The following is a 19111-nucleotide window of genomic DNA, read 5'->3' as shown; positions in this document are numbered from 1 at the left end:
TTGCAGGGGTGCGCGCCTGCGACATGCGACATGCGCCGCTCACGTCGCGCATGTCGCGCCCCTGCACCCGCGCCCGAGACCGCGCCTTGGGACATTGGGACATGGGACGTCCGCAGCGCGCCAAGGCGGGTCAAGTGGCGCGCTAACCGTGCAAGCACAGCGCGCCACGCGATCACAGCGGACTGTCGTCATCACCCGCTGCGACCAGTTCGCGTTCCGCTTCCGGCTCTTGCTCTTCCTTCACGTAGTACCAACCGCGCGATCCGGTCGACTCACGCTTGCGCACCCAACCGAGCGACTTCAACGCCTTGCCGATACGGCGCTGTTCCGCCAATGTCCACTTCGACGTATCGAGCTTCAGAATGTCCGCGAGGATCTCTTCCATCGTCGTGCGCGACGCGAATTCCAGGGTCTTAGCGATCTTGTCTTCGTACACGTCTCCTTCGTAGCGCTCCGCCTGCTCGATCTCGAACAGCGGGCGCTCATGCTCTTCTACGTGCCACACGACGCCCGAGCGATACAGGTGTACGGCTTCCGCCCAGAGCTGTTCACGAACAGCCACAATGCCGTCAATGTCGACCAGACCGCCGACACGCAACGGCCAGTAGCGCCGGTTGCCCGACTCGTCCTTCAGGTACGTATCGAAGTTGACGGAACCCGCGAACACACACTGGCGCGGGACGTCGGTCGCACGCTTGCCGTAGAAGTTGCGGAACCGGTCGACGGCGGTCGCGAAGAAGCTCTTCACCGCCGACGAGTCGGCCTTGTTCAACGAGTCCAGTTCGGCCAGCTCGATCACCCACTTGCCGGCCAGCACCGCGTACGTGTCTTTGTTGCCGATCTGGATCGGCGTGTCGGTGAACCACGGAGCGCCGGCCAGCACCTTCAGCGCCGTCGATTTGCGATGCCCCTGCTTGCCTTCGAGGATCAGGACGTTGTCGACCTTGCAGCCCGGCTCCATCACCCGCGCGACGGCCGCGATCATCCACTTCGTGAACGCGAGTTGCACATAGTCGCTGTCGGCCACGCGCAGGTATGTCGACGGCATCGATCGCACGCGCGACACGCCGTCCCACTTCAGCCCTTCGAGGTATTCGCGCACGTCATGAAAGTGGGTTGCATCTGCCACCAGCAGGACCGCGTTCATCACGACATCGGTACGCACCGACAGGGCGTATCGCTGCGACAACCAGAGCGCGCAGCGCTGGTCGTCCATGTCGGTCCACTCGCCCCTCACACCTTGTACGAACGGCGGCGCTTTGCGCTTCATCACGCGGCCGCCGAAATCGTCCTGCTCGATGACGCCCTGCCATGCCTTGTGATTCGAGAGGATCATGTGCACGTTGCCGAGCGTCGGCAGCAGCGTGCCCTTGTCCGACCGCGCCAGATCCTGCTCCCACGTGTGTGCGCCGTTCTCTGCCTCACGGCCATCCCATTCCGGTTGTTTCGCGGCAGCGGACGTCGCGACAGATTTCGACGGCGTGACGTCCACGGTCGACACGTCGACCGTCGCCGGCCGGATCTCGTCGTTCGCTGGCGCGATGACGCGCAAGATTGCCGCCTGCACCTGCGCCTCGACAGCTTCGAAGCCTTCTTCGACGTGCAGGTCGTTGAAATCGGTCAGCTTGCGCTCGCCGCGATTCGCGAACGCCGGATAGACCACGCTGACGTCGCCGACCGTCGCTGCCGCGTCGTACGCACGTTTCAGGCCGGTATTCTCGAAGCGCTTACGACGCAGAGGCATCACGTCGTTACCATAGCTCACCTCAACGTACGGCACGCCGTTGTCGTCACGACGACGCGACGCGGCAACCATGTACCACGTGTTCTTCGCCTCGATCCGCACCGGGTCTGCACCAAACGCCAGTTCGCCCCGGAAATTGAATTCGTCGGCGAGCCAATCACGCATGCGCTGCTCGATCTTCCAGTCGTCGTCGGCGCAGATCAACACGTGCACATCCGGGTACGTCGCACGCAGATAGCGCACGGCCGGAAGGATGCCGCCCGCGTCAAAGCAGATATCGACGGCGAACGCGTCATCGATCGCCATGCGGATCGCACGCGCGGTCGCATAACCTTCGGCGACCAGCACGATCTGGTCGTCTGCGCCGACCTCGCCAAGCAGGTACGAAGCACCCTTCTTTTCCATGCCCTTGTTGAAGCGCTTCGCGCCGTCCGGCGTGATCTTTTGCAGGCCGACGAGACGAGCGTCGTCGCCGTACTGATACATGGGCACGAAGATCGTCCCGTCCGCGTCGAAACGCACGCCTTCAGCCGTGATGCGCTTGCGGCCCAGGTACGCGGACTCGCCATACTCTGCCGCACGATTCCACTGATCACGCGCGCGGTTCGCCGCGAGTTTCGCCTGACGTGCATCACGCTCGGCCTGCTCACGGTCGGCGGCTTCCTGCCGGCGTCGCGTCTCCGCGAGCACTTCCTCGCTCATGGGTGCGCCGCTCCACTCGAAGCGCTCGGTGCCGGGATCGTCGCCCGCGAAGTGGCCGAACGTACCGCCGTAGCCGATCACTGCGCCCTTGCTCACAACCTCGCGAAGCTGATACCAGTACTTCTTGCGCGGCCCATACCGATGATGTTTGCCGTCCGCTACCGGATGGCCGACGGGCAAGTCGGGATGTCCCGCCGCGCGCAATTGCTGAATGATCTGGTCCAGTGTCGCCATATGAAAAATTCCTCTATCAAAGTCACTTTGGCCGCATGTCGCGGCCAGATCACAATTCGTTGAGCTACGCCCTGTTAGCTCGCACGTCGGGCCGCATCCAGCTCGGCGAGGCGACGGTCGCGTGCGACCTTGTGAGAGAAGCTGCGCCACGCTCCCCGCCCGGCCGCATAGGACTGCCGTCCACTCGGCGAGCGGCTGTACTGCGATGTGCCACGTCGCAACGCACTACTGATTCCGTTCACGTTCACAGGGGTCTCCGTTTATTTGCCGCGCAGTCGACGCCATTCCGCCGACATGGATTCGTCGAACGCGGCAAGATCCAGCGCGCAGAGACGATCGGTAAGCTGGTCGCGGAACGCGTGACGCTCCGCCTTGGTTGCGAGCGCGGCGCATGGACGCGCAGCTCGCTCGACGAACAAGCGCACGCGCCCCACTGCGTTCGCTTCCGCAAGAATCGGAGCGAGGCGATCGGGGAACGTGGCGATCAGTTCGGATAGCAAGCGCCCCGCTTCAGCGGGGGCACATTCGAAGCGGGATGCGAGTGTCGTGACAGCACACGCCAATTGCTGATCAGTCGAGCAACAGAGGCCGATCTGTTCACGCTCGGGCCGACAGCACCCCATGCCGGACTTAAACCGCTCCATGACGACGACGGCGACGTGCGGCAAGATTGCGAGCAGCGTGGATCAAGCGCTGAAACAGACGCTGGCCCTTGCGGCCGGTCGCGATGATCTTCTCGGCGTCATGGTCGTCGATTCGCTGATCTGCCAGTGCCCGTGTCACGTCGTCAGCAACGAGGCCCACGTGCGCCTGCAGGTGCAGCGCCGTCGATACGAGGCGCAGCGTGCCGGGTTCACCGACGTCGTCAGCGGCGTGGTCGTCGACGTGTTCGGCCACCAGACCGAATCGCGAATTCAACGCATGCAGCGCGTCGAGCGCGTACACCTCGCCCTCTGCCTTTTCCTGCATCCACTCGATAAGCAGCTCGAACATTTCCATCGACAAGCGACTGTCGCCGACACCGCGCAGGCGCAGGCGAAGCGATTCCGCCGTGATGTTCTTGCCGCGCCGGATCGTTAGGTGATTCGCCGCGTCGGCGACACCGCCGGGCGTGTTGCGAACGGACGTATAGAGGACGTCCAGCCATTCGGTACTGTCGTATCGGCAGGTCATATCGGGAGATTGGTAGGCGGTGACTTTCATCCTGTTGCGTACTCGGGGCCGCAACTAAGATTCGGCTCATGTGGCGCGTAACCACTGCGGTCATGCAACGGCGGGGGGTCACAACGACTTATCGTGTGAATCCAGAGAGGCGAACAGATCTGGGCGAGCAAGCTTCAAAAACAACAGACGCGCTCGCGGAATGCCATTTCGACGCCATTCCGATACGGATGGCATACGGACTTCGCAAAGTTGAGCGGTTGCGGCCGTACCGCCAAATGCATCGATCACGGCGCACGCGTACGGGTCTCGATTCAGGAGCATGTTCATCCCGCCATGTTAGGCGCTCCTTACATGAAAAGCAAGGCATTCCTAATGCCCATTCAGTTAGGCTTTCCTAATGACGACACTAGCCGAACGCCTGGAACAGGCAATGAAGTTGCCGCCCGAGAAAAAGGCAGCAGATCTGGCGCGAGCGTGCCGAGTGCGAGCGCCCTCGGTCAGCGACTGGTTAAGCGGGAAAACTAAAAAGATGGAGGGCGCGAACTTGCTGCTCGCGGCTGAATTCCTGAGCGTCGATCCGTGGTGGCTCGCCACTGGCGAAGGACAGATGGTGCGGCGTGCCAATGCGCCTGCACCGCAAAGACAGGAGACTCTCGGCGTGCATGCTCAAGCGCTAGTAGACGCGCTCGCCAAAGCAGACAAGGTGGGATTGCCGTCCGCAGCATTCGTCGCGTTGCTGGAAACTCTCAAGGTGTTTGAAGATCTGCGCGGACAGCAGTCTGGTGATCTTCTCGATCTGAATGCCCCTGACTCGCAAGAGGGGTAAGGTTCCAGTCGAACACTGCGGCCCTGCGGTGCGTTCCGATCTGCCCTGAGCGTATTCCGCGCCCCTTGATCGGGCCGCCAAGAATCTCAACATCCCAATCGAAGCTATCACTGCTGTGTGGGCCGATGACCCGCACCAGCACTCCGATACGTGACCGATTCCTGCATCGACTGACGATCGCCACATCGCCCGGTTTGCAGCGCATTTCCCCTGTTGACATAGCCCCGCAACAACCTCCCTTCGGCAAATTTTTCGCTTAACCACTGTATAAACATACAGTATTTGATCGGAAGAATACAACTCCTTTCAGGGAGATTCATAGCATCGCTTCGCCCGCGACACGTCGGGACACATGGCGCCATCAAAAAGAGTTAGGAATTCCTATTGCAATATGAAGAAGGAATGCCTAACATTCGACTCCATTACTGCCGCTCGCGCAGACAACGGAGAAGCCCATGAAAATGTTCGACCATCAGTCCACCGATCGCCACGAATGGCTCCGCGACGAACAAACGCCGCGCATCACGCCTTCCGAACCTGCCCGCCAAAGCACCTTTGAAAAGTCGCCGATCTTCCGCTGGACGGTCGTGGCCGGCCTCTTGTTTGTCGCAGTGAACGTGTTCCAAGACGATCCGGTCGTCGTACCGCCGACCGCCTACCGCGTAACCGTCTAATCCGCCCCGACCCTGCCGGGGCATGCGCTCCCGGCGTCATGGAGACAACCATGCCGCGAATCAAAGCCCGAACCCTCCCCCTCGTCGACGTCGAACGTCGCGACACCCTCTCGCTTCGCACGATCGTCCGCTATGACCCGAACGCTCGACGCCCCTCAACGCCGATCCTCGTCGGCAAATACGTCGTTGGTCGCCGCCCCTTGGCGGACAGCGTGCATACGGAGTATTTGATCCTCGACGGCACCGAGATCGCCGGCAAGCAGATCTCCATCCCGGACGAAGGCAACTGCGCCGACGCGATCAAGCGTCTCCGTGCCGCGAAGCGCGCGGCGGGTATCGAGGCATCGAAGGCGATCGACAAGGCGAAGAAGCCCGGCAAGGTCCGCACAGCAGCGACGCGGGAGGTTGCGTAATGGACGATCGCACGCAACAGCTCGACCTGACCGCACCGATCCCGACTGGAAACATCAAGGCAGCAGCCGCAGCGGCCGGCGCAACGTCGGCGGACTTGTGGATGGTCCCCTACGAACAGCTTCACTACGATCCGGCCGACAACGTCCGTGCGGTTGATGCCGAATGGGTAGCACACCTCGCCGCGCTGATGCGGGAGAACGGATACGACAAGGGCTCCCCCCTCCATTGCTACGCCCGGAAAGTTGACGGCAAGGATCTTCTCTACGTGTACAAGGGTCAGCACCGCTATCTCGCTGCCGGGCACGTGATCGCAACCGGGAAGAATCTGGGCAAGATCCCGGTCGTCGTCCGCGACGCCAAAAACGTCAACCGCGCCGAAATGGTGATCGACGGCTATCTCAGCAACAACAACAAGCCGTCGTCGCCGCTTGATCTGGCCGCCTCCGTTGCGGAGCTTCGCGACATTCACGGCATGTCGCTTGCAGCGATCTGCAAGCGCTTGAATGTCACTGACCAAACGATCCGCGACGTCGGCCTGCTCGAACGCGCACCGGCTGAACTTCATCAGCTCGTACGGGACGGGCAATGCACCGGCACACTGGCGATCGAACAGATCCGCCAACACGGGGGAGACAAGGCACTCGAACGCATCGTCGTCGGGATCTCCAAAGCGGCGGAAGCCGGCAAGACGAAGGTAACGAAGAAGTATCTCGATGCCGCGCCCCTGCTCGACGCGCTCCCGGAACCGACATCTTCGGCCGATCAGACAACGTCTGCGGCCACCACCAACGACGCCACACCTCCCGCAGCGTCGACGGCCGCGGATGCCACGGTCGCGACACCAGCACCGGCACGGGTCGCCCCGCACCAAAGCGCCCCCGCTAAGATCAACGAAAAACTGGCAAAGCAACTTTTGCAGGCCCTTCAGGCCGTGCGGCAAGACCCCGTATTCGGCAAGCTTTCTCCGGGCACTGTCGACGCCGTACATGCCGCGCTCGCGCCGCTCGCAGACTTGCTCGATGCAACGCCTGCACGCAAGACCGCCCACACCATCGCCACAGCGAACGAACACGGCGTCTATGCGCCGACAGACGTAATAGCTGCGCCGAAGCAACAGCGCACCGGGCGATGCCCGGCGGAAATTCGTGTCGCGCTGATTGCGGAAGGTGTGTGGATTTACGGCATGGATTACACGATCGGGATGGCCGGTGGCGCATCGCCATGCACATACCACGAAGGGATGCCAACCCATCCCACCCGCGTGCAGGCAATTCGCGGCGCTGTACGCGACCTCACTCGTCGCATCGAGGCAAGCCCCGTCATGTCGAAGGCCAAGGAAACCGACAGCGTTCGTAAGTGGCTCGACAAGCTGTATGCGATGCCCGACCCCGACTGGACGCCGGAAATGGCACTGGAGACGCCTAAATGACCCCGCGTCCGGCCCTTTCTACCCCACGTCCGCTGCCGCGAAAGCGGGAACACGCGAAGAAGCGCTCGGCTATCGCACTGGCGAGCGTCAACGGTGCGTCGATACAGTCGAACAGCGGCGGGCTGACGCCCGCAACAACGATCCAGAACAACGAAGCGCCGCTCGCGCGGCGCAAACCTATCCAGACGAACGAAGCCTTGGCGGATGCCCGCCAAGGCAGGCTCACGCGCCTCGACGCCATTCGCACCGAGATCCGCACACTGGTCATCGAGATCTCGCACGCGGCCGACGTCGAGCTGCTGGATCTGATAGCCGACGAGTTCGGGGCATTCGCACGCCACAAAGCCGCTCAGGACGCGCGCACCTGGGCAGCAACTGCGGGAATCACACTTGAAACCGGCTTGATGCAGCTCGCTCGCGCACTGCCCGGCGCAATCGATGAAGTGACGACGAACAAAGGAGTATCCGCATGACCGTTGCAATGAAACCGATCTACCTCGATATCGAATCGGTCTCCGCAGCGATCTCCCTATCGCCGGCCGTCATTCACAAGCTCGTCCGCCAAGAAGAGTTTCCGAAGCCGCGTGCGTTGTCGGGCCGACGCGTCGGATGGCTCACGCGAGAAATTGAGGAGTGGGCAGAGGCACGAACACCGTCCGAGTTTCTGCCCCCGCCGAATTGTGGAACCGGCCGCAAGAAGGCTATCGCCCATGCACCCGACTAACTGCCTCCAGCTTCGCATCCAATTTCGACAACCACTGCCGGCGCTCGGCGTCATAGTCGTGACGATTGTAGACACCACCGACTCCCGGCAGCATATGCCCGATGATCGCCTCACCGATCTCGTACGGGCACCCGAGCGCAGCCAGCATGGTCCGAGCCGTTCGGCGCAGGTCGTGAGGTGCCCAATGGGTAACTGCGAGGCGCGTCCGGACCTGCTCCGGACGCGTTTCACTGTAGGGCATATGGAAGTGAACGGCTTGGCCGAACACCTTCTGTTGCATCGGACCGCCCTTCTCAGATGGGAACAACCACCCCTTTCCGTAACGCTCGAGTCGCCGACGAACAATTGCTTCCGCGCGACCAATTAACGGCACCCGCAAGTCGGCAGCGTTATCGTGGCGAGCGTTTTTCGTCTTGGCCTTCGGTACCGTCCACCAAAGCCCGTCCGGCTCTTCTGCAATCTCCCGCCCTTCCATCGCGCCAATCTCAGCGCCACGCGTTGCCGTCCATAGATACAGAGTCAGAGCGTCCTCGACGTTGCGACTGAAGTTTGGCAACCAGTTAATCACCGCGCCTGCTTCAGCGTCGCTAAGAAACCGCTTCACGGTTCCGGTCGGCTGGCCTTGTATGCGTTTCCCATTGCTGCGCAAGCGACCACGCATGATCTGACGCCACCAATTAGGCGCGGACTCGGGCAATTTGCCGGCGTCGAGCGCATAGTCCCACGCAGCCCCCAACTCAAGCCGCAGCTTCGACGCTTGCACGGGGATGTGACGAAATGAATCGATTTTCGTGAACGCGCGCTCGCGCGTCAGTTCAGCGGCCGGCAATTCAGCGAGATCGCCAATCATGGTCCGGAACATCCGGGCAACCTCGGCGGCCCCCTTCTGTTTGCGATTGTGCTCGACGTGCCCTTTCAGGTAAGCCGCGCACACTTCGCCCACTGTCGGCAATTCCCCTTGCTGTACCATTACGGCGACAGAGCCGAGTGCTTGCCGCTTCGAAAGCGCCGGGTCGTTGCCCGCGTTGCGCTGGTCCCTCAAGCGCTCCCATTCAACGGCCGCAGCCGCGATCGACAGCACGGGCCATTCGCCGATTTTGATTTGCCGCATGCGCCCGTCGACAGGCGACTTGTACCTGTAAATCCAGCTACGACGCGACGTTGTTGCCTCAAGCCGGAGACCAGGACAACCGTCGATGTTTAAGTGTGCACCGGGCAAAAGTTGCTTTGCCGTGCGTGCGTCAAATCGCATTCAAATCTCGGCGTAGGTTTCCGCCATACACCGAACAGCACCGGCGTAGGCGTAGGTTTCGTGAAAGGCGAAAAGCTACGCTGACGATGGAAATTTAGCAAGATGTCGCGACACGGGGAAATTCAATTGCGAAGCCCCCGAAACTGACGGAAAGCCTTGATGGATAAGGACGTGCAGGAAAATACGAAGCAAAAACAGCAGCTTACAGAAGCTGCTTTTAGCAACCACACCCCCATGATGCAGCAGTACCTGCGCATCAAGGCCGACCATCCCGACACGCTTGTCTTCTACCGGATGGGCGACTTCTACGAGCTGTTCTTCGAAGACGCGGCGAAAGCCGCACGCCTGCTCGACCTGACCCTCACGCAACGCGGCGCATCGGCCGGCACGCCGATCAAGATGGCCGGCGTACCGCATCACGCGGTCGAGCAGTATCTTGCGAAGCTCGTGAAGATGGGCGAATCGGTCGCGATCTGCGAGCAGATTGGCGATCCCGCCACGTCGAAGGGCCCCGTCGAGCGCAAGGTCGTGCGTGTCGTCACGCCCGGTACGCTGACCGATGCCGCGCTGCTGTCCGACAAGAACGACGTCTACCTGCTCGCGATGTGCACGGGTCACAACAAGCGCGGCGTAGCGGTGAATATCGGCCTTGCGTGGCTGAACCTCGCGAGCGGCGCGCTGCGGCTCGCCGAAATCGAACCCGACCAGCTCGCTGCCGCGCTCGAACGCATCCGGCCGGCCGAGATCCTGACGCCGGACGGCGCGACCGATGCCGTGCCGGCCGGCGCGGGCGCAAGCAAGCGCGTGCCGGCATGGCACTTCGACATCGCGTCGGGCACGCAGCGTCTGTGCGACCAGCTCGATGTCGCGAGCCTCGACGGTTTCGGTGCGCATTCTCTGACGAGCGCATGCGGTGCGGCCGGCGCGCTGCTGCTCTATGCGGCCGCTACGCAAGGCCAGCAACTGCGGCACGTACGCAGCCTGAAGGTCGAGAACGAAACCGAGTACATCGGGCTCGATCCGGCCACGCGCCGCAACCTCGAACTGACCGAGACGTTGCGCGGCACCGAATCGCCGACCCTGTATTCGCTGCTCGACACCTGCTGCACGACGATGGGCAGCCGCCTGCTGCGTCACTGGCTGCATCACCCGCCGCGTGCGTCGGTCGCTGCGCAGTCGCGCCAGCAGGCAATCGGCGCACTGCTCGATGCACCGGCAAATGCCAGCCTCGATGCGCTACGCAGCGCGCTGCGCCAGATCGCCGACGTCGAACGGATCACCGGGCGTCTCGCGCTGCTGTCCGCACGCCCGCGCGACCTGTCGAGCCTGCGCGACACGTTCGCCGCGCTGCCGGCGCTGCGCGAGCGCATCAGCGCGATCGTCGCGAACGCGGACTCACTCACCCGCGTCGACGCAGCACTCGCACCGCCCGCCGAATGTCTCGACCTGCTGACGAGCGCGATTGCGTCCGAGCCGGCCGCGATGGTGCGCGACGGTGGTGTCATCGCGCGCGGCTACGACGCCGAGCTCGACGAACTGCGCGACATCTCGGAGAACTGCGGGCAGTTCCTGATCGATCTCGAAGCGCGCGAGCGCACACGCACCGGCATCGCGAACCTGCGCGTCGAATACAACAAGGTGCACGGCTTCTACATCGAAGTCACGCGCGGCCAGACCGACAAGGTGCCCGACGATTACCGCCGGCGCCAGACGCTGAAGAATGCCGAGCGCTACATCACCCCCGAACTGAAGACCTTCGAGGACAAGGCGCTGTCCGCGCAGGAACGCGCACTGGCGCGCGAGCGCGCGCTGTACGACGCGGTGCTGCAGGCGCTGCTGCCGTTCATCCCCGAGTGCCAGCGCGTCGCGTCGGCGCTCGCCGAACTCGACCTGCTCGCCGCATTCGCCGAACGCGCCCGCGCGCTCGACTGGGTCGCGCCGACCTTCACCGACGAAATCGGCATCGAAATCGAACAGGGCCGCCACCCGGTCGTCGAAGCGCAGGTCGAACAGTTCATCGCGAACGACTGCCGCTTCGGCACCGAGCGCAAGCTGCTGCTGATCACCGGCCCGAACATGGGCGGTAAGTCGACGTTCATGCGGCAGACCGCGCTGATCGCGCTGATGGCTTACGTGGGCAGCTACGTGCCGGCCAAGTCGGCATGCTTCGGCCCGATCGACCGGATCTTCACGCGTATCGGCGCAGCGGACGATCTCGCGGGCGGCCGCTCGACGTTCATGGTCGAAATGACCGAAGCTGCGGCGATCCTCAACGACGCAACGCCGCAAAGCCTCGTGCTGATGGACGAGATCGGCCGCGGCACGTCGACGTTCGACGGCCTCGCGCTCGCATGGGCCATCGCGCGCCACCTGCTGGCGCACAACGCGTGCTACACGCTGTTCGCGACGCACTACTTCGAGTTGACGCAACTGCCGGCCGAATTCCCGCAAGCGGCCAACGTCCACCTGTCGGCCGTCGAGCACGGCCACGGCATCGTGTTCCTGCACGCGGTCAACGAGGGCCCGGCCAACCAGAGCTACGGCCTGCAGGTCGCGCAGCTCGCAGGCGTTCCGGCGCCCGTGATCCGCGCCGCACGCAAGCACCTCGCGTATCTCGAACAGCAGTCGGCGTCGCAGCATACGCCGCAACTCGACCTGTTCAGCGCGCCGCCGGTGGCCGCCGACGATCTCGAATGCGCGGACGCGCCGGCGCTGCCCGACACACCGCATCCGGCGCTCGAAAAACTGCGCGACATCGATCCCGACGATCTCAAGCCGCGCGAAGCGCTCGACCTGCTGTACGAACTGCGCACGCTGGTCCGGTCGCACGATGCCGACGGGCACGCGTAAGCGCATCCCGCGCCGCCTGCCGGCTCGCACGGCCGCCGCGCTCGTCGCGGCCGTGCTGGCGCTCGCGCAGGCTGCCGCGCTGGCCGCGCCGCCGAAGCGCAGCACCACGCCCTACTCGTTCGCGGTCGTGTCGGGTGTGATCAACGCCCCTGCTGACGAACCGGCCGCCCAGCGGCTGCTCGATGCGATCGCGCGCGAGCGCAACCTCGCGTTCGTCGTCTATGCGGGCGATCTCAAGGGTTCGAAGGAAGCGTGCCGCGATGCGCTGTATTCGCAACGCGGCGCGATCCTGGATGCGGCACGCGTGCCGCTCGTATTCATTCCCGGTCACGACGACTGGGTCACGTGCAACACCGCGGCCGGCGGCGGCTACGATCCGGTCGAGCGGCTCGACTTCCTGCGGCAGACGCTGCTCGCCGATTCGGCACTGCCCGACCCCGGCGCGCTGCAGATCACGCGGGAAAGCGAAGTCGCACGGTTCCGGCCCTATCGGGAAAACGCCCGCTGGATGCGCGACGACATCGTCTACGTCGCGCTCAACGCGCCGGCGCCGAACAACCACTACCTGACGGCCGGCGGCCGCAACGGCGAATTCGAGGACCGCATCATCGCGAACGGTTTCTGGATCGACCACGCAGCCGAATATGCGAAGCGGCGCGAGGCACGCGCGATGGTGGTGATGTTCGAAGGCGATCCGCAGTTCGAACGCTATGAACGTGCGGAACGCTTCGCATGGCTGCGTTTCAACCGGCCGCGCGTGCGCGACGGCTTCCGTGAGTTGAAACGAACGCTGGTGAAGGCGGCGGCGACATTCCGCGGCCCGATACTCGTGATGCACGCGAGCGGCGAACCACTTGCGAGCGGCTTTCTGATCGACCGCCCGCTGCGAGCAGACGACGGTGAACTGGTAGGAAACGTGACGCGCGTCGCGATCGGACCGCGCCATCCGACGAATCAGTGGGTCAAGGTGAGCGTGTCGCCGGCTCGGCAAACGATCTTCAACGTGAGCCTGCAGGAGGTGCCGAAGAACCTGCCCGTACCGCCCGCGCTGCCGCTCGTGCCGCGTGACGATGTGCCGCTGCCACAGATGCCGGAAATCCCTGCGTTGCCGGCGCTGCCCGACTCGTCGTCGGTCGCGCCGCCATTGCAGGGTGACAGCGCCGCACCGGGCGGCGCGTCGTGGCCGGTGCCCGCCCCTGCGTCGGGGCCGGCACCCGGCCTGCCTGCGAGCTCAGTGCAGGGTACGCCCTGACGGCGCTTCGCCGTCTTCGTCTTCGTCCTCGTCGACGATCTCGAGCCCTTCCGCGCCATGCGCGTGCTCATGCTCGATTTCGTCTTCGGTGGCTTCGCGAACGTCCTTCACGGTGAGCGCGAAACGCAGTGCCATGCCTGCCAGCGGGTGATTGCCGTCGAGCACGACCTTGTCTTCGGCGATGTCGGTGACCGTGTAGATCAGCGAATCGACTTCCTCGTCACCATCTTCCGGCGTGCCTTCGAACTGCATGCCCACTTCGAGCGGCTCGGGAAAACGATCGCGCGGCTCGATCTTCACGAGTTCGGGATCGTAGTCGCCGAACGCGTCCTGCGGTTCAAGCTGAACCTCCGCCTCGTAGCCCGGCTCATGGCCGTCGAGTTGTTCCTCGATCTTGGGGAACGTGCCATCATAGCCGCCGTGCAGATAAACCATCGGCTCGTCGCTTTCCTCGATCAGATTGCCCTGTGCATCCGACAGCTTGTAAGTGACCGACACGACAGTGTTTTTTGCGATTTTCATCCAATTCTCCCAAATACAAGTCTCATTATACGATGCGCAACCGGTCTCAAGCCGAACCGCGGGATGCCGCTGCCGCCCCGTTCGGCGCGCCGCCTTCCGATCTTCCCACACCGCTGCTCGGCGGTCTTACGCCGGCGCAATTCATGCGCGGCTACTGGCAGAAGAAGCCGCTCCTGATCCGCCAGGCGATCCCCGGCGTCGCGTCACCCGTCTCGCGCGACGCGCTGTTCGAGCTCGCAGCGGACTATGACGCGGAATCGCGACTGATCACCCATTTTCGTAACAAGTGGCAACTTGAGCACGGCCCGTTCGAGCCCGGCTCGCTGCCGGCCGTCACGCGCAAGGCCTGGACCCTGCTCGTGCAGGGGCTCGACCTGCATGTCGATGCCGCGCGCGCCCTGCTCGACCGCTTCCGCTTCATCCCCGACGCGCGTCTGGACGACCTGATGATCTCCTATGCGACGGACGGCGGCGGCGTCGGCGCGCACTTCGACTCATACGACGTATTCCTGCTGCAGGTCGAAGGCCGGCGCCGCTGGCGCGTCGGTGCGCAGAAGGACCTGTCGCTGCAGCCGGACGTGCCGCTGAAGATCCTCGAAAACTTCGAGCCGAGCGACGAATGGGTGCTGGAACCCGGCGACATGCTCTACCTGCCGCCGCACATCGCGCACGACGGCGTCGCCGAAGGCGAATGCATGACCTGCTCGATCGGCTTCCGGGCCCCGTCCGCCGGCGAGCTGGGCGCCCAGTTCCTGTACTATCTCGCGGAGCGTGGCGGCCTGCGCGACAGTGGCGGCGACGACCTTTACCGCGATCCGAAGCAGCCGGCCGTCGACACGCCCGCCCAACTGCCCCCGGCGATGGTCGAGCGGGTTGCCGAGATCGTGGACGCGATCCGCTGGCGCAAGCGGGACGTCGCCGAATTCCTCGGCTGCTACCTGAGCGAGCCCAAACCGAACGTCGTTTTCGACCCGCCCGCCCGTCCGCTGTCCGAGTCCGCGTTCATCACGCAAGCGTCACGTCGTGGCGTGTGTCTCGACAGAAGGGCCGCATTGATGTATAACGCGCGCTCGTACTTCATTAATGGTGAAGAAGGACCGCTCGAGCAGGCCAGCGAATGGCTGCCCGAACTGGCCAATCAACGCCAGATGGAGGCGAAACGGTTTGTAACACTATCCCGGGTTCCCTCAATGACAGCCTTATTGCACGAGTGGTATCGTGCGGGCTGGATACGGGTCGGAAACCGGAATTAGTGTGAGTCGCCCCGTATGCCCGTACGGATCAAATTCTGTATGGGAAAGACAACGTATTGACCCCGCATTTGTCGACGGTCGATAGGAAAGTGCATATAATTTCCGCCCAAGCCGTAGGGAAGATTCACGCTCTAGAAGTGCATCTCCACCAGCGGCCCAGGTCGGTGTTGGAGCACATTACCGGTATTGTTTCGCGCTGTTGCTTACCTTTAACCATAAAAGGACGTGATCATGAAGAAATCCCTCCTCGTAGCTTCCCTGTTGGCTGCTGTTGCACTGGCTGCTTGCAACAAGAGCGCTGATCAAGCTGCTTCGTCGGCTGCAAGCGACGCGGCTGCTGCTGCATCGACGGCTGCTTCGGCAGTTGCTGGTGCTGCGAGCGACGCTTCGGCTGCTGCTTCGTCGGCAACGGCTGCTGCGAGCGACGCTGCTGCTGCAGTGGCGTCGGCTGCTTCGGCAGCGACGGCTGCTCCGGCTTCGGGCGCAAGCCAGTAAGCCTCAGCGTCAGCTGAAAAAAAACCGGCCCGAGGGCCGGTTTTTTTACGTCTGTCGTTTCCGCGTCTGTCGCACGGCAGTCGCTCCGGGCCGCCGCAGCGGCCCTGCCCCGCTATCCGAGCGCCAGCCAGTCGAAGCCCGCTTCCTGCGTGGCCACGACCACTTCGTCCCCGCTCGTCCCCAGTACGCCGCCAAACGCCTGGCGGACCAGTTCCGGCAGGTTGTTCTGCTGGCTCAGGTGCGCCGCGACCAGGTGCTTGAGGCGGCTGCGCTCGAGCGACGCGAGGATGTCCGCCGCGGCGTCATTGCTCAGGTGGCCGTGGTTGCCGCCGATACGCGCCTTCAGCGACTGCGGATAGCGGCTCGAGGCCAGCATCGCGGTGTCGTGGTTGGATTCGAGCACCAGCGCGTCACAGCCGCTCAGGACGGCCGTGATGTGCGGCGTGGCCATCCCGACGTCCGTCAGCACGCCGAGCCGGCTGGCGCCGTCCATAAAGACGAACTGGAGCGGCTCACGCGCGTCGTGAGGAACCGTATAGGGCATCACGGCCAGATCGCGTATCGCGGCCGTCTCGTCGCCCCACAGCACGTGGAGATCGACATCGGCCTCGTCCGCGCCGACCGCGCGTGCGGTGCCCCAACTCATGTAGAGCGGCAGCGATCCGCGACGAGCGAGCGTCAGCGCACTGCCGACGTGGTCGCTGTGTTCGTGGGTAATGAGAATCGCATCGAGATCGCCGATGCAGAGATTCAGTCGGCCGAGCCGGCGCTCGACCTCCTTGGCAGAAAAACCGCAGTCGAGCAGCACGCGGGTGGTTGTCGTGCCGCTCGAGGCCTCGACGACCAGCGCGTTGCCTTCGCTGCCGCTTCCGAGGCTGGAGAATCGCACGCGCTCAGTTCAGCTGCGCGTGGAGCAGCGAAATAATCCGCTGCGCGTCCGACGAGTTGTCGACCTGGCCGTTTGCGCCGACCACCGCAACCTGCGTGCTGCCGTTGCCCTGTGCGCGCACGTTGACCAGGAATTCCTTGCCCGGCTTCGCAGCCGACGGGCCACCGTAGAACAGCTTGCCGAACAGGCCGTCGCGCTTGAGCTCTTCCATCGTGTTCGCATAGCGCACGGTGTACACACCCTTCTCGCGATCGCGATTGTCGACCGCGAAGTTGGTGCGGTCGAGCGCCAGGCCCACACGCAGCCATGCGCGGTCGAACGACTCGGCCAGTTGCAGCGTCGCCCCGCCGCCGCTCGTGTCGCTGACCTGTGTCGGCGCCGTCGCGGGATGCGCATCGGTCAGCAGCTGCTTCGCCTGCGCATCGGTCAGGCCGAATTTCTGCATCAGCTTCGACAGGAATACGGCTTCGAGCACCGGGTTGCGCGGACGCTCCTCCCAGCGCGACGACGTGCCGCCCTGCGGGCCGACCATCATTTCTTCCATCGCGCTGTGCGTGATCGAGATGTCGGTGTTGCCGTCCGACGTGCGGTTCACGAGCGTACGGAAGCGGTCGCGCGTGCCGGACGAGTACGCGAAATCGATGACCTTGCCGATCGTGCGGCGGAACCAGTCATCGGGGATGTTCGCGCGGTTTTCAGCCCAGTCGGTAGCCATGATGCCCGTCGACGGCGCGTCGGTCTTCAGCGAGAAGCCGTTCTCCTGCCAGAACTCCTTCAGGATCGGCCACAGCTGCTCGGGCGTCCGGCCATCGACGACGAGCCAGCGGCGGTCGCCGTCGCGCTCGATGTGCATGCCCAGCGGATCCTGCGCGCTCGGGATGCCGTCGGTCGCGTTGCCGGCCTGCGTCGTGACCCGCGGGGGCAGCGTGCCGAGGCCCGCGTTGCTCGGCGGCGCAACGAACTGCTGCGTCGTCGGCACCGGCTTCAGGTCGCTCGGCACGGCGAGCGGCGGCGCCGAACCGGTGTTCTTGTAGTTGACCCGGTCAGGGGCCAGGTAGTCGTTCAGCGTATCGCAGCCGGCGAGCGCGCCCAGCGCCAGCGCCACCACCGACATCTGGAGGGCGCGAGAAGAAAAGGCGAAACGTTTCATGAAATCCTTCGTCTTGCTTGAACGCTCGTCAGGAGCGGCGCCGGACGGAGCCGGCCGGTGCGGGTTGATCAGGGTTCGAGCCGGCGGCCGCAGGACGCGGCCGCCTCGGCATCAGGCGAGGACGCCGGCCTCGACGAGGGCCGAACGCACGGCTTCGTGGCAGCGCTCGTCGAGCGCCGTGAGCGGCAGCCGGATGCCGCCCTGCATCTTGCCCATCGCCTGCAGCGCCCACTTCACCGGAATCGGGTTCGCCTCGATGAACAGGTTCTTGTGCAGCGACAGCAGCTTCATGTGCAGCGCGCGAGCCGTCTGTACGTCGCCGGCCAGCGCCGCGCGGCACAGATCGCTCATCGCACGCGGTGCAACGTTCGCCGTCACCGAGATGTTGCCGTGGCCGCCAAGCAGCATCAGCGCGATCGCGGTCGGATCGTCGCCGCTGTAGATCGCGAAATGCTTCGGCGCGGCCTTGATCAGGTGCGCGGCGCGATCGATGTTGCCGGTCGCTTCCTTCACGCCGATGATGCCCGGGACTTCCGCGAGGCGCAGCGTCGTCTCGTTCGCCATGTCGGCGACCGTGCGGCCCGGCACGTTGTACAGGATCACCGGAAGATCGACCGCTTCGGCGATCGTCTTGAAGTGACGGTACATGCCTTCCTGCGTCGGCTTGTTGTAGTACGGCACGACCTGCAGCGTCGCGTCCGCGCCGACAGCCTTCGCGTGCTTCGTCAGCTCGATCGCCTCGGCGGTCGAGTTGCCGCCCGCGCCCGCGATGATCGGGATGCGTTTCGCCGCATGCTCGACCGCCGTGCGGATCATCAGGATGTGCTCTTCGACGTTGAGCGTTGCCGACTCGCCGCTCGTACCGACCACGACGAGCGCATCGGTGCCTTCCGCGATATGCCAGTCGATCAGTTTGCGAAACGCCGGCAGGTCGAGACTGCCGTCTTCGAGCATCGGGGTGACGATCGCGGGGATGCTGCCGCGGATTTGAATGCCGTCTTGGGTGCCGTTAGCCATGAAACGCGATTGAGAGTATGTACCGGTAAACGTTGAGATTGTAGCGGATTAGCCGGGCAGTTCGTAACGTGGAATTCCCGCCCCCGCCTTCGGGGTCGCGCCCTCGCGCACTGCGCAGAGACGCTGGACGAACGCCTCGCGCGGCGCGGCGACGAACCCGTCCTCGTACGCGACCACCCGCAGGCGGCCGTGCACGGCGTCCAGCAGCTCGCCCGGGGCGAGCAGGAACGCGGGGTTGGACGGTTTCCCGACCGTTTCGTTTCCTTGCGCGAAGGTTTCGTAGATGAGCACGCCACCCGGCGCCACCGCATCGAGCAGATGGGGCCAGAGCGGACGATGCAGGTAATTCGTGACGATCACGGCCGAGAACCGCTCGCCGGCCGGCAGCGGCCACGGCGCGCCTTCGAGATCGGCGGTGCGGGCATCGACGCCCGGCATCGCCCGCAATGTGGCCAGTGCGGCCGGGTCGCGGTCGAGTGCGACGACCGGATGCCCGTGCGACGCGAACCAGCGCGCATGG

20 protein-coding genes are annotated in these 19111 nt (G+C 64.1%); 11 read left to right on the top strand and 9 right to left on the bottom strand.

Annotated elements, in window-relative coordinates; translation table 11 throughout:
• Window positions 1-172: 172 nt before the first annotated feature.
• The 3 genes from G3O00_RS09565 to G3O00_RS09555 form a co-directional block, all read right to left on the bottom strand.
• Window positions 173-2680 (bottom strand): VapE domain-containing protein, encoded by a 2508-nt coding sequence (locus G3O00_RS09565; RefSeq protein ID WP_206142823.1) that lies wholly within the window; start codon window positions 2678-2680, stop codon window positions 173-175.
• A gap of 260 nt (window positions 2681-2940) precedes the next feature.
• Window positions 2941-3324, bottom strand: coding sequence for a hypothetical protein (locus G3O00_RS09560; protein WP_206142822.1), 384 nt, complete (start codon window positions 3322-3324; stop codon window positions 2941-2943).
• The gene (locus G3O00_RS09555) at window positions 3311-3853 is read right to left on the bottom strand and encodes a phage regulatory CII family protein (protein ID WP_206142858.1); all 543 of its coding nucleotides are present in this window, start codon (window positions 3851-3853) and stop codon (window positions 3311-3313) included. Before G3O00_RS09555 ends, G3O00_RS09560 begins: the two co-directional genes overlap by 14 nt.
• Window positions 3854-4241: 388 nt before the next feature.
• Here G3O00_RS09555 and G3O00_RS09550 point away from each other — a divergent pair, with 388 nt between their 5' ends.
• The 6 genes from G3O00_RS09550 (at window position 4242) to G3O00_RS09525 (ending at window position 7911) form a co-directional block, all read left to right on the top strand.
• Window positions 4242-4670 carry a transcriptional regulator gene (locus G3O00_RS09550; RefSeq protein ID WP_206142821.1) on the top strand — a complete coding sequence of 143 codons (429 nt, stop codon included), beginning with the start codon at window positions 4242-4244 and terminating at the stop codon, window positions 4668-4670.
• Between the two features lie 455 nt (window positions 4671-5125).
• The gene (locus G3O00_RS09545) at window positions 5126-5344 is read left to right on the top strand and encodes a hypothetical protein (RefSeq protein ID WP_206142820.1); all 219 of its coding nucleotides are present in this window, start codon (window positions 5126-5128) and stop codon (window positions 5342-5344) included.
• Window positions 5345-5394: 50 nt separating this feature from the next.
• Window positions 5395-5757, top strand: a complete 363-nt coding sequence (locus G3O00_RS09540; protein ID WP_124647088.1) for a beta-hexosaminidase — start codon at window positions 5395-5397, stop codon at window positions 5755-5757.
• Window positions 5757-7187 (top strand): pyridoxal phosphate biosynthetic protein PdxJ, encoded by a 1431-nt coding sequence (locus tag G3O00_RS09535; protein ID WP_206142819.1) that lies wholly within the window; start codon window positions 5757-5759, stop codon window positions 7185-7187. Before G3O00_RS09540 ends, G3O00_RS09535 begins: the two co-directional genes overlap by 1 nt.
• Window positions 7184-7660 carry a hypothetical protein gene (locus G3O00_RS09530; protein ID WP_241025066.1) on the top strand — a complete coding sequence of 159 codons (477 nt, stop codon included), beginning with the start codon at window positions 7184-7186 and terminating at the stop codon, window positions 7658-7660. Before G3O00_RS09535 ends, G3O00_RS09530 begins: the two co-directional genes overlap by 4 nt.
• Window positions 7657-7911, top strand: a complete 255-nt coding sequence (locus G3O00_RS09525; RefSeq protein WP_241025065.1) for an AlpA family phage regulatory protein — start codon at window positions 7657-7659, stop codon at window positions 7909-7911. Before G3O00_RS09530 ends, G3O00_RS09525 begins: the two co-directional genes overlap by 4 nt.
• Here G3O00_RS09525 and G3O00_RS09520 read toward each other — a convergent pair.
• Window positions 7889-9163, bottom strand: a complete 1275-nt coding sequence (locus G3O00_RS09520; RefSeq protein ID WP_206142818.1) for an integrase family protein — start codon at window positions 9161-9163, stop codon at window positions 7889-7891. The two genes, G3O00_RS09525 and G3O00_RS09520, sit on opposite strands and share 23 nt — an antisense overlap.
• A gap of 159 nt (window positions 9164-9322) precedes the next feature.
• Between G3O00_RS09520 and mutS the strand changes: the two genes are divergently transcribed.
• Complete coding sequence (mutS, locus tag G3O00_RS09515; RefSeq protein WP_206142817.1) at window positions 9323-12013, top strand: DNA mismatch repair protein MutS; 2691 nt, start codon at window positions 9323-9325, stop codon at window positions 12011-12013.
• Complete coding sequence (locus G3O00_RS09510) at window positions 11994-13265, top strand: hypothetical protein (RefSeq protein ID WP_206142816.1); 1272 nt, start codon at window positions 11994-11996, stop codon at window positions 13263-13265. The genes mutS and G3O00_RS09510 overlap by 20 nt, the downstream gene beginning before the upstream one ends.
• Here the strand turns inward: G3O00_RS09510 and G3O00_RS09505 are convergent.
• Window positions 13245-13787 (bottom strand): peptidylprolyl isomerase, encoded by a 543-nt coding sequence (locus tag G3O00_RS09505; protein ID WP_011352527.1) that lies wholly within the window; start codon window positions 13785-13787, stop codon window positions 13245-13247. The genes G3O00_RS09510 and G3O00_RS09505 overlap by 21 nt on opposite strands.
• A gap of 32 nt (window positions 13788-13819) precedes the next feature.
• Between G3O00_RS09505 and G3O00_RS09500 the strand changes: the two genes are divergently transcribed.
• From G3O00_RS09500 to G3O00_RS09495, 3 genes are read left to right on the top strand one after another with little or no spacing between them, the layout of a single operon-like run.
• Window positions 13820-15040, top strand: a complete 1221-nt coding sequence (locus tag G3O00_RS09500) for a cupin domain-containing protein (protein ID WP_174933654.1) — start codon at window positions 13820-13822, stop codon at window positions 15038-15040.
• 56 nt (window positions 15041-15096) lie between these two features.
• Entirely contained in the window at window positions 15097-15342 is a 246-nt protein-coding gene (locus G3O00_RS44115) for a hypothetical protein (RefSeq protein WP_075122947.1), read from the top strand.
• Window positions 15272-15535 (top strand): hypothetical protein, encoded by a 264-nt coding sequence (locus G3O00_RS09495; protein ID WP_041493100.1) that lies wholly within the window; start codon window positions 15272-15274, stop codon window positions 15533-15535. Before G3O00_RS44115 ends, G3O00_RS09495 begins: the two co-directional genes overlap by 71 nt.
• Window positions 15536-15647: 112 nt before the next feature.
• Here G3O00_RS09495 and G3O00_RS09490 read toward each other — a convergent pair whose 3' ends face one another.
• From G3O00_RS09490 to G3O00_RS09475, 4 genes are all read right to left on the bottom strand, one after another.
• Window positions 15648-16424: an MBL fold metallo-hydrolase gene (locus tag G3O00_RS09490; RefSeq protein ID WP_206142815.1), complete on the bottom strand. Its 777-nt coding sequence runs from the start codon at window positions 16422-16424 to the stop codon at window positions 15648-15650.
• A gap of 4 nt (window positions 16425-16428) precedes the next feature.
• Entirely contained in the window at window positions 16429-17574 is a 1146-nt protein-coding gene (gene bamC / locus G3O00_RS09485) for an outer membrane protein assembly factor BamC (protein ID WP_206142814.1), read from the bottom strand.
• 111 nt (window positions 17575-17685) lie between these two features.
• Window positions 17686-18591 carry a 4-hydroxy-tetrahydrodipicolinate synthase gene (dapA, locus tag G3O00_RS09480; RefSeq protein ID WP_011352532.1) on the bottom strand — a complete coding sequence of 302 codons (906 nt, stop codon included), beginning with the start codon at window positions 18589-18591 and terminating at the stop codon, window positions 17686-17688.
• A gap of 48 nt (window positions 18592-18639) precedes the next feature.
• On the bottom strand, window positions 18640-19111 hold a 472-nt coding region (locus G3O00_RS09475; protein ID WP_206142813.1), incomplete at its 5' end, for an SAM-dependent methyltransferase.

Source organism: Burkholderia sp. Ac-20384 (assembly GCF_017104605.1).
Taxonomy (GTDB): domain Bacteria; phylum Pseudomonadota; class Gammaproteobacteria; order Burkholderiales; family Burkholderiaceae; genus Burkholderia; species Burkholderia lata.
The sequence above is the reverse complement of the archived record's forward strand: the minus strand, read 5'-3'. Positions and strand labels throughout refer to the sequence as shown.

What these genes read in the sequence shown, in the direction of transcription:
- dapA (WP_011352532.1), bottom strand. Translation starts at nt 18,591, where the DNA reads ATGGCTAACGGCACCCAAGACGGCATTCAAATCCGCGGCAGCATCCCC.
- G3O00_RS09555 (WP_206142858.1), bottom strand. Translation starts at nt 3,853, where the DNA reads ATGACCTGCCGATACGACAGTACCGAATGGCTGGACGTCCTCTATACG.
- G3O00_RS09540 (WP_124647088.1), top strand. Translation starts at nt 5,395, where the DNA reads ATGCCGCGAATCAAAGCCCGAACCCTCCCCCTCGTCGACGTCGAACGT.
- G3O00_RS09565 (WP_206142823.1), bottom strand. Translation starts at nt 2,680, where the DNA reads ATGGCGACACTGGACCAGATCATTCAGCAATTGCGCGCGGCGGGACAT.
- G3O00_RS09525 (WP_241025065.1), top strand. Translation starts at nt 7,657, where the DNA reads ATGACCGTTGCAATGAAACCGATCTACCTCGATATCGAATCGGTCTCC.
- G3O00_RS09530 (WP_241025066.1), top strand. Translation starts at nt 7,184, where the DNA reads ATGACCCCGCGTCCGGCCCTTTCTACCCCACGTCCGCTGCCGCGAAAG.
- G3O00_RS09560 (WP_206142822.1), bottom strand. Translation starts at nt 3,324, where the DNA reads ATGGAGCGGTTTAAGTCCGGCATGGGGTGCTGTCGGCCCGAGCGTGAA.
- G3O00_RS09535 (WP_206142819.1), top strand. Translation starts at nt 5,757, where the DNA reads ATGGACGATCGCACGCAACAGCTCGACCTGACCGCACCGATCCCGACT.
- bamC (WP_206142814.1), bottom strand. Translation starts at nt 17,574, where the DNA reads ATGAAACGTTTCGCCTTTTCTTCTCGCGCCCTCCAGATGTCGGTGGTG.
- mutS (WP_206142817.1), top strand. Translation starts at nt 9,323, where the DNA reads ATGGATAAGGACGTGCAGGAAAATACGAAGCAAAAACAGCAGCTTACA.
- G3O00_RS09500 (WP_174933654.1), top strand. Translation starts at nt 13,820, where the DNA reads ATGCGCAACCGGTCTCAAGCCGAACCGCGGGATGCCGCTGCCGCCCCG.
- G3O00_RS09495 (WP_041493100.1), top strand. Translation starts at nt 15,272, where the DNA reads ATGAAGAAATCCCTCCTCGTAGCTTCCCTGTTGGCTGCTGTTGCACTG.
- G3O00_RS09520 (WP_206142818.1), bottom strand. Translation starts at nt 9,163, where the DNA reads ATGCGATTTGACGCACGCACGGCAAAGCAACTTTTGCCCGGTGCACAC.
- G3O00_RS09550 (WP_206142821.1), top strand. Translation starts at nt 4,242, where the DNA reads ATGACGACACTAGCCGAACGCCTGGAACAGGCAATGAAGTTGCCGCCC.
- G3O00_RS09545 (WP_206142820.1), top strand. Translation starts at nt 5,126, where the DNA reads ATGAAAATGTTCGACCATCAGTCCACCGATCGCCACGAATGGCTCCGC.
- G3O00_RS09510 (WP_206142816.1), top strand. Translation starts at nt 11,994, where the DNA reads ATGCCGACGGGCACGCGTAAGCGCATCCCGCGCCGCCTGCCGGCTCGC.
- G3O00_RS09505 (WP_011352527.1), bottom strand. Translation starts at nt 13,787, where the DNA reads ATGAAAATCGCAAAAAACACTGTCGTGTCGGTCACTTACAAGCTGTCG.